Raw genomic sequence first — 8,581 nt, 5'->3', positions numbered from 1 at the left:
TCCTGCAGGACCTGTAGACCAAAAACTATGCGCAGACTTCGACTGCCATGATCCTCGGCCGGTATAGGCGCTGACGCCGATGCCGGCCGACCAGATGAACATAGTTGCGACCTGCGCATAGGCAGCGTTATGGAGAGCTTTCCATAACGCTGCAAGGCAGACCACCACGCCCGCCTTGCGAGCTCGCGTGACTTGGGGCGAGCAAACGTGGGGTGGTCTTCAGACGCGTACTAGCAGCGTCAGCCCAGCGGCGAGAAGGTGGGGCCGCAGGTTTGTCTGGCTAACGGATCAGCCCATGCGCTTGAGCCGCGCGCCAATGCTCTGCTGTGCGCCAGCCGAGCGATCAGCATTGCCGCGGCGATCTTCGGCTTGACAGCGGAGCCGACCATGATCGGGAGTTGCAGTCTTTCCGTCTGCCCCAGGCAGGGCAAGCTTACTTGCGCATCAGAGTGCTCTTGCCAAACAACGACTCAATCAGATCCACCGCCACCTTGGCCGTCTTGTTCTGCAGGTCCAGCGCCGGGTTCAGTTCCATCACGTCCAGCGAGGCCATGCGGCCGGTGTCGGCGATCATCTCCATGCAGAGCTGGGCTTCGCGGTAGGTGGGGCCGCCCGGCACGGTGGTGCCAACGCCGGGGGCGATGTCGGGGTCGAGGAAGTCGACGTCGAAGCTGACATGCAGATGGGTGTTGGCGTCCAGCGTGGCCAGGGCCAGCTCCATGGTGTGGCGCATGCCCATCTCGTCGATGTAGCGCATGTCGAAGACTTCCAGCTCCTGCTCGTGCACGAAGCGCTTCTCGCCCGCGTCGACGCTGCGGATGCCGATCTGGCGCACCCACTTCGGGTTGATGGCCGGTACCTGGCCGCCGATCTCGATCAGCGATTGCGGGCCGAAGCCGCACAGGCAGGCCACGGGCATGCCATGGATATTGCCGCTGGGGGTGAGCTGGCTGGTGTTGAAGTCGGCGTGGGCATCGAGCCACAGCACGCGCAGCTTCTTGCCGGCCTCGCGGCAGTGGCGCGCCACGGCGCTGATCGAGCCCAGGCCCAGGCAGTGGTCGCCGCCCAGCAGGATGGGCATGCGGCCCAGCTTCAGCTCGGCATAAACGGCGTCGTGCACGGCCTGGTTCCAGGCCACCACTTCGGGCAGGTGGCGGTAGCCATCGACCGGCGGCAGCCAGGGGTTGGACGGGCCGCTGAGGTTGCCGCGATCCAGCACATCCACGCCGTGGCTTTCCAGCGTGGCGGCGATGCCGGCCACGCGCAGGGCTTCTGGGCCCATGCTGGCGCCGCGCGCGCCGGCGCCGATGTCGGTGGGAGCGCCGATCAGCGAGACGGCTTGTTGTGCGGCAGCGGGGGAGCGGCTCATGGGAATCATTCCTTCAAGTGGCGCTGGCAGCGCCGGGGTTCATGTCGTATTCGCGCTCCAGCAGCGCCCAGCCTTCTTCGGCGGTCTCGACGAAGTGGAACAGCTTCTCGTCGCCGCGGCTGATCATGCCGGTCTCCACCAGCAGCTCGAAGTCGATCAGTCGCTGCCAGAAGTCCTTGCCGAACAACAGCACCGGGCGATGACGGCTCTTGCCGGTCTGCACTAGCGTCAAGGTCTCGAACAGCTCGTCCAGCGTGCCGAAGCCACCTGGGAAGCAGGCCAGCGCCACCGAACGCATCAGGAAGTGCATCTTGCGCAGCGCGAAGTAGTGGAACTGGAAGCACAGCTCCGGCGTGATGTAGGGGTTGGGCTGCTGCTCGTGCGGCAGCACGATGTTCAGGCCGATGCTGCGCATGCCGGCTTCATAGGCGCCGCGGTTGCCGGCTTCCATGATGCCGGGGCCGCCGCCGGTGACCACGTAGATGGGGTTCTCGCGCTCGGCCGAGACGGTGGAGACCAGCGCCGCAAAACGCCGTGCTTCTTCGTAGTAGCGGCTCATCTTGAGCTGCATCTGGGCGCGTTTGATGGTCGCGTCATCGCCGCTGGCCTGGGCCTCGGCCACCCGGGCGAGCGCGTCTTCCTCGGACAAGATGCGGGCGCTGCCGAAGATAACGATGGTCGACTTGACGTCCTGCTCCTGCATCACCAGCTCAGGCTTGAGCAGCTCCAGTTGCATGCGTACCGGGCGCAGTTCCTCGCGCAGCAGGAAGTCGTTGTCGGTAAAAGCCAGGCGGTAGGCGCTGTTGGGGCCTGCATAGTCCGCCGGCGGCGGCACGGCGCTGCGGGCGTCTTCTTTGGCGCTGGGGAAGTTGCGGGCGGTCAGCGCCTTGCGCTTGCTGGTGGAGTTGTCGCTATTGCTCATCGGGTTCTCGGCGTCGCGGCCGCAGCATAGGGGAGTCGGCAGGAAATTTAATTCCGTACTTTCGGGTTTGAGGCGTTTTTTCTTCAGCGGCTGCCCGCCGTCGCACAGACCGGACAGGCCGGATCGCGCGGCACGCGCACCTCGCTCCATTCCATGTGGCGTGCATCCAGCATCTGCAGGCGCCCGCTCAGGCTGCTGCCCAGGCCCAGCAGCAGCTTCAGGGCTTCAGCCGCCTGCATGCTGCCGATGATGCCCACCAGCGGCGCGAACACGCCCATGGTGGCACAGCGCGCTTCTTCCACCGGCGCCTCGGGCGGGAACAGGCATGCATAGCAGGGCGCATCGGCGCGGCGGCTGTCGTAGACGCTGATCTGCGCATCGAAGCCGATGGCGGCACCGGCTACCAGCGGCTTGGCATGCGCCACGCAGGCGCGGTTGAGGGCCTGGCGGGTGGCGAAGTTGTCGCTGCAGTCCAGCACCACATCGGCTTCGCGCACCAGGCGATCCAGCAAGGCGGCATCGGCGCGCTGCTGCAGCGCAATCACACGCGGCTCGGGGTTGAGCGCGGCGATGCCCTGCGCGGCCGACTCCACCTTGGGCCAGCCGAGCCGGGCCAGGCTGTGCGCCAGCTGGCGTTGCAGATTGGTCAGGTCCACGGTGTCATCGTCTACCAGCGTGATCTGGCCGACGCCGGCCGAGCCCAGGTAGAGCGCAGCCGGCGAGCCCAGGCCACCGGCGCCGATGACCAGCGCGCGGCTGGCCAGCAGGCGTTGCTGGCCCTCGATGCCGATCTCGTCCAGCAGGATGTGGCGCGAGTAGCGCAGCAGCTGCTCGTCGCTCAGGTCTTGGGGTTCATCTCGCATGGCGGCAAGCATAGCCCGCGTCGCCGCGCCGCAATGAAAACAGCCCGCCTTGCGGGCGGGCTGTAGGCAAGGTGGGCCTGGGCCTGATCAGTCGATCTTGGCTTCAGCCTTGCGCTCGGTGACGGTCTTGGACACCATGACCGGCTTGCCCTTGAGCTGGTTCAGCGCCTGCGCCAGCTGGAAGTCTTCAGCACTGCCGAACTCGGGCAGCGGCTTGATTTCCTTGGACTTGGCGCGCTCTTCTTCCAGCTTCTTGAGGGCTTCCTCGCGGGCCTTCTCACGGGCGCTGTCCTTGGCCTCGGGGCCATTCTCGAGGTGCTTGACCAGATCGGCTTCGCGGGTGCGCAAGGCTGCGAACACATCGCCCTCAGCCGTCTCGTCCAGCCATACATCGGGCACGATGCCCTTGGCCTGGATGGAGCGGCCGCTTGGCGTGTAGTAGCGCGCGGTGGTGATCTTCAGTGCGGTCTCGGGGCCGAGCTGGCGCACCGTCTGCACCGAGCCCTTGCCGAAGGTCTGCGAACCCATGATGACTGCGCGCTTGTGGTCCTGCAGCGCGCCGGCCACGATCTCGCTGGCCGAGGCCGAGCCTTCGTTGACCAGAACCACCAGCGGCACGTTCTTCAGCGCGGCCGGCAGCTTCTTCAGCGGGTCCACGCCGCCGCGGCGGTGGTAGAAGTCCGGATTGGCCTTGAAGCTGGCCTTGGAATCGGCAATCTGGCCATTGGTCGAAACCACTTCCACATCCTTGGGCAAGAAGGCAGCCGAGACCGCCACTGCGCCTTCCAGCAGACCGCCGGGGTCATTGCGCAGGTCCAGCACCAGGCCCTTCATATTGGGCTCCTGCTTGAACAACTCGTCGAGCTTGCGGGCGAAGTCGTCCACCGTGCGGTCCTGGAACTGGCTGACGCGCAACCAGGCATAGCCGGGCTCGACCACCTTGGCACGCACGCTCTGCACGCGGATTTCCTCGCGCGTGATGGTGACAGGGAAGCTGCGGTTCTCGTTCTTGCGATAGATGGTCAGCTGCACCTTGGTGGCGGGCTCGCCGCGCATGCGCTTGACGGCCTGGTCCAGTGTCAGACCGCGCACCGGTGTGTCGTCGATGCGGCTGATCAGATCTCCACTCTTGAGGCCGGCGCGGAAGGCCGGGCTGCCTTCGATCGGCGATACCACCTTGACAAGGCCGTCTTCCATGCCGATCTCGATGCCCACGCCGACGAAGCGGCCGGTGGTGCCTTCGCGGAATTCCTTGAAGCTCTTCTTGTCGAAGAACTGAGAGTGCGGGTCAAGCCCGGACACCATGCCCGAGATGGCATCGTTGATGAGCTTCTTCTCGTCCACCGGCTCGACATAGTCGCTCTTGACCATGCCGAAGACCGCGGCGAGTTGCTGAAGTTCTTCGAGTGGCAGCGGCGACAGGCTGCTGCGCGCATTCGCCTGCAGCTGCATCGTGGTCATTGCGCCAGCCAGGGCGCCCAGCGCGACCCAGCCTGCTACTTTCAGTTTGGCACCCATGATGCGAGTGTTCCCTATCGGTGAATTACAGCCATTTTCCCGAGGTCTTGACCGCTGGCAGCCGGCGTGTCAGGACCTGGTGGCGTCAGTATATGGCTCAGCCCTGAAGCGTGCCTGAAGGCATGCGGCCCAGATGACCGCTCAATTCTGGGTTTCAAGCGCACTTTGCCCGGCGTTTTCGGATCTTCACGCAGCTTTACAGGCCTCAGTCGTCGCCGCCTGGTGCGAGGCGGCCGAATGTCACGACATGGTCGACATGGGCACGGATGCCGATCCACTCGCCCACATGGTGATCGTGGTGCGAGGGCACATGCGCCATGACCCGCTCGCCGCTGGCCAGGCGCAAGGTGTAGAGGAACTCGGCGCCGCGGAAGATCTTGCGCTCGATCTGCGCCTTCACCGGGGCGGCGTCGTCATGCACGATGTCGTCGGCGCGCAGCAGCAACTCGCATTCGCCGCCCGGGTAGGCTGAGGGCAGCGGGCATTCGTCAGCGTCGCTCAGATCGCCCAGCGGAGTCTGCACCAGCGGGCCTTGCGGGCCTAGGGCGATGCGTGCCGGCATGAAGACGCCATGCCCGATGAAGTCGGCCACGAAGCGCGTGGCCGGGCGGTGGTAGACGGTGTAGGACGCGTCCCATTGCTCAAGACGTCCCTGGTGCATCACGCCCACCACGTCGCCGATAGCAAAGGCCTCGGCCTGATCGTGGGTGACGAACAGCGCGGTGGTGCCACTGGCCTGCAAGATCGCACGCAGCTCTTGCGAGAGATGCTCGCGCAGATCCACATCGAGGCTGGAGAAGGGCTCGTCCAGCAGCAGCAGGCGCGGTGAAGGCGCCAGCGCACGCGCCAGCGCCACACGTTGCTGCTGGCCACCCGAGAGTTGATGCGGCGCCCGCTTCGCGGCATGGGACAGGCCCACCAGGTCCAGCACCTCCTGAATGCGGCGCTCACGCTCGGCGCGCGCCAGGTGGCGCAGGCCGAAGCCGACGTTGTCCGCAATGCTGAGGTGCGGAAACAGCGCGTAATCCTGGAACACCATGCCGATGCGGCGCGCCTCCGGGGCTACATGCAGGCCGGTGGCGGCATCTGCCAAAGGCTCCTTGTCGATCAGGATTCGGCCGCCGTGCAGGCGCTCGAGCCCGGCAGTCGAGCGCAGCAGCGAGGTCTTGCCGCAGCCCGACGGGCCGATCAGCACGCCGATCTGGCCGCGTGCCAAACCCAGCGACACGCGGTCCACCGCGTGCCGTGTAGTGCCTGCACCGGGATAGCGCAGGCTGACCTGATCGAGAGCGAGGAACATGATGGCTCTATGATACCGGGCTTAAATGCGGATCGTTCTCATCTCAGACTGACGAGCCGCCGGCTGCCTCTTCTTCATGCTGCGTCTCGTCACCCTGTTCTGTTTGCTGCTGGCTGTTCCCGTTCTGGGTGTGCTGGGATCCTGGCTGGCGCTCGATGCGCAGGCGCTGGAGATCCTGCGGCATCAGCTCGACACGGTGCTGCCGCAATACGCCTGGGCCTCGCTGGTGCTGAGTGTCAGTGTGGCGCTGGGCGTAGCCGTGGTGGGCGGTGCGACGGCGGCGGCGGTGAGCCTGTTCGAATTCCCTGGCCGGCGCTTTTTCGAGTGGGGCCTTTTGCTGCCGATGGCCATGCCGGCCTATGTGGCGGCCTATGCTTACACCGACTTTCTGCAGTTCAGCGGGCCGCTGCAGACTGCTCTGCGCGAGCTGACGGGTGCCCAGAAGGCACTCTGGCCCGATGTGCGCAGCCTGCCGGGCGCGGTGGTGCTGTTCATTCTCTGCCTCTACCCCTATGTCTACCTGCTGACCCGCACGGCGCTGTCCGAGCGTGGCGTGGCGCTGATGGAGGCGGCACGCATGCTGGGCGCCGGCACCTTGCGCCGGGTGCGCGAGGTGGCGCTGCCGCTGGCCCGGCCGGCGCTGGCCGCCGGCATCGCGCTGGCGCTGATGGAGACGCTGGCCGACTATGGCGTGGGCGCCTATTTCGGCCTGACCACGCTGACCACAGGTGTCTACAAGGCCTGGCTGGTGCTGAACGACAGGACCGCGGCAGCCCAATTGGCCTCGGTGCTGCTGTTTGCGGTGGCGGTGCTGCTGTGGCTGGAGCGGCGCGCCCAGGCGCGGCTGCGCTTTGCCACCAGCCGCAGCGGCGCGCTGCATGCCGCCGAGGCGCGGCCCTTGCCGCTGCGCGGCCTGGCCGCCGCAGCGGCCATGCTGCTGTGCGCACTGCCCATCCTGCTGGGCTTCGTGCTGCCGGTGCTGGTGCTGGCCCGGCTGATGTGGCAAGAGGCGGCGTATGGCGAGTTCGGCCTGCCGCTGGCGCGCTTCCTCCAATGGGGCTTGGCCAGCCTGAAGCTTTCCGTGCTGGCCGCCGTGCTGGCCGTGGCGCTGGCGCTGGTGCTGGCCTATCTGGCACGGGTGGGGCAGGGGGGCAGCCTGCTGCTGCGAGCCTCCGGTCGCGTGGTCTCGCTGGGCTATGCGGTGCCTGGCGCTGTGATCGCGATCGGCATCCTGCTGCCACTGGGCTGGCTGGAGCAGCACCTGCCGCAGCTGGGCATCACCGCGCTGATGACAGGCACCATCACCGGCCTGCTCTATGCCTATCTGGTGCGCTTTTCGGGCGTGGCGCTGCAGTCGCTGGAAGCAGGCTATGCGCGTATCACGCCCACCGTCGACGAGACCGCGCGCATGCTGGGTGCCTCGCGCCTGCGCATGTTCCTGGAACTGCATGCGCCGCTGCTGGCGCGTTCGGCCTGGGCCGCGGCGCTGCTGGTGTTTGTCGATGTGATGAAGGAATTGCCCGCCACTCTGGTGCTGCGGCCCTTCAACAGCGACACCTTGGCTGTGGTGGCCTATCAGTTGGCCCGCGATGAGCGCCTGGGCGAGGCGGCGCTGCCTTCGCTGGCCATCGTCGCCGTCGGCTTGATCCCGGTGATCATGCTGTCGCGGGCGATGCGGCGAGGCTGAGTGCACAACTGGAGCGCCCGGGGGGCGCTCAGCTTGATGCCTTGAAATTGAACAAAGCGCCATTTGTCTCTGGCGTTATGCATAGTTAACCAGGAAATCTGACAGGTTGCACGCTTCAAAATGGCGGCGCTGCCGGGAAGAATCGGGCTCAGCGCCGCTGGCGGTGGCGTATCCCGAGGAGACTTTGCATGACCCGCTTCATTGATGTGCCGACCATGTCCCGACTGGTGCAGGAAATCGGCCTGGCCCCCTTCATCGGCGAACTCGCCGACACCATCCAGCAAGACTTTGTCCGCTGGCCGGACTTCGACAAGTCCGCCCGCGTGGCCAACCATTCGGACATTGGCGTCATCGAACTGATGCCAGTGTCGGATGCCAAGCGCTACGCCTTCAAGTACGTCAACGGCCACCCGTCCAACACGCAGCGCGGCCTCTACACGGTGATGGCCTTCGGCGTGCTGGCCGACGTGGATACCGGCTACCCGGTGCTGCTGTCCGAGCTGACCCTGGCTACCGCCTTGCGCACCTGCGCCACCTCGCTGATGGCGGCGCGCGCGCTGGCCCGGCCGGATTCCCGCCGCATGGCCCTGATCGGCAATGGCGCGCAGAGCGAGTTCCAGGCGCTGGCTTTCCACCACCATCTGGGCATCGAGGAAATCGCGGTCTACGACGTCGACCCGCGTGCCACCGACAAGCTGATGCGCAATCTGTCGGTCTACACCGACCTGAAGCTGATCCGCGCCAACTCCACCGCCGAAGCGGTGCGTGGTGCCGACATCGTCACCACAGTGACGGCCGACAAGGCCTACGCCACCATCATCACGCCCGAGATGATCGAGCCCGGCATGCACATCAACGGTGTCGGCGGTGACTGCCCCGGCAAGACCGAGCTGCATGCCGATGTGCTGCGCGCGGCGCGCGT

At 66.2% G+C, this 8,581-nt stretch carries 7 protein-coding genes; 2 read left to right on the top strand and 5 right to left on the bottom strand.

What is annotated here, in order from left to right; all coding sequences use genetic code 11:
- Positions 1 to 433 precede the first annotated feature (433 nt).
- The 5 genes from rocF to ACIQ67_RS18150 form a co-directional block, all read right to left on the bottom strand.
- Positions 434 to 1,369 (bottom strand): arginase, encoded by a 936-nt coding sequence (gene rocF / locus ACIQ67_RS18170; RefSeq protein WP_397535785.1) that lies wholly within the window; start codon positions 1,367 to 1,369, stop codon positions 434 to 436.
- Positions 1,370 to 1,382: 13 nt separating this feature from the next.
- Positions 1,383 to 2,291, bottom strand: a complete 909-nt coding sequence (locus tag ACIQ67_RS18165; RefSeq protein ID WP_397535784.1) for an LOG family protein — start codon at positions 2,289 to 2,291, stop codon at positions 1,383 to 1,385.
- An 83-nt stretch (positions 2,292 to 2,374) separates the two neighbouring features.
- A complete protein-coding gene (locus ACIQ67_RS18160) occupies positions 2,375 to 3,133 on the bottom strand; it encodes a HesA/MoeB/ThiF family protein (RefSeq protein ID WP_397535786.1) in 759 nt (252 codons plus the stop codon).
- A 108-nt stretch (positions 3,134 to 3,241) separates the two neighbouring features.
- Positions 3,242 to 4,672: a S41 family peptidase gene (locus tag ACIQ67_RS18155; RefSeq protein WP_397535783.1), complete on the bottom strand. Its 1,431-nt coding sequence runs from the start codon at positions 4,670 to 4,672 to the stop codon at positions 3,242 to 3,244.
- A 205-nt stretch (positions 4,673 to 4,877) separates the two neighbouring features.
- A complete protein-coding gene (locus tag ACIQ67_RS18150; RefSeq protein ID WP_397535782.1) occupies positions 4,878 to 5,972 on the bottom strand; it encodes an ABC transporter ATP-binding protein in 1,095 nt (364 codons plus the stop codon).
- A gap of 76 nt (positions 5,973 to 6,048) precedes the next feature.
- On the opposite strand from ACIQ67_RS18150, the gene ACIQ67_RS18145 reads away from it, so the two are divergent.
- Entirely contained in the window at positions 6,049 to 7,659 is a 1,611-nt protein-coding gene (locus tag ACIQ67_RS18145) for an ABC transporter permease (RefSeq protein ID WP_397535781.1), read from the top strand.
- A 188-nt stretch (positions 7,660 to 7,847) separates the two neighbouring features.
- Positions 7,848 to 8,581 (top strand): ornithine cyclodeaminase (locus ACIQ67_RS18140; protein ID WP_397535780.1); only part of this gene is annotated, 734 nt, incomplete at its 3' end.

Origin of the sequence: Roseateles sp., assembly GCF_044373315.1 — a bacterium.
Classification (GTDB): Bacteria; Pseudomonadota; Gammaproteobacteria; order Burkholderiales; family Burkholderiaceae_C; genus JACDQM01.
This window is presented reverse-complemented; position numbering and strand designations above follow the sequence as displayed.

What these genes read in the sequence shown, in the direction of transcription:
- rocF (WP_397535785.1), bottom strand. Translation starts at nt 1,369, where the DNA reads ATGAGCCGCTCCCCCGCTGCCGCACAACAAGCCGTCTCGCTGATCGGC.
- ACIQ67_RS18165 (WP_397535784.1), bottom strand. Translation starts at nt 2,291, where the DNA reads ATGAGCAATAGCGACAACTCCACCAGCAAGCGCAAGGCGCTGACCGCC.
- ACIQ67_RS18155 (WP_397535783.1), bottom strand. Translation starts at nt 4,672, where the DNA reads ATGGGTGCCAAACTGAAAGTAGCAGGCTGGGTCGCGCTGGGCGCCCTG.
- ACIQ67_RS18150 (WP_397535782.1), bottom strand. Translation starts at nt 5,972, where the DNA reads ATGTTCCTCGCTCTCGATCAGGTCAGCCTGCGCTATCCCGGTGCAGGC.
- ACIQ67_RS18145 (WP_397535781.1), top strand. Translation starts at nt 6,049, where the DNA reads ATGCTGCGTCTCGTCACCCTGTTCTGTTTGCTGCTGGCTGTTCCCGTT.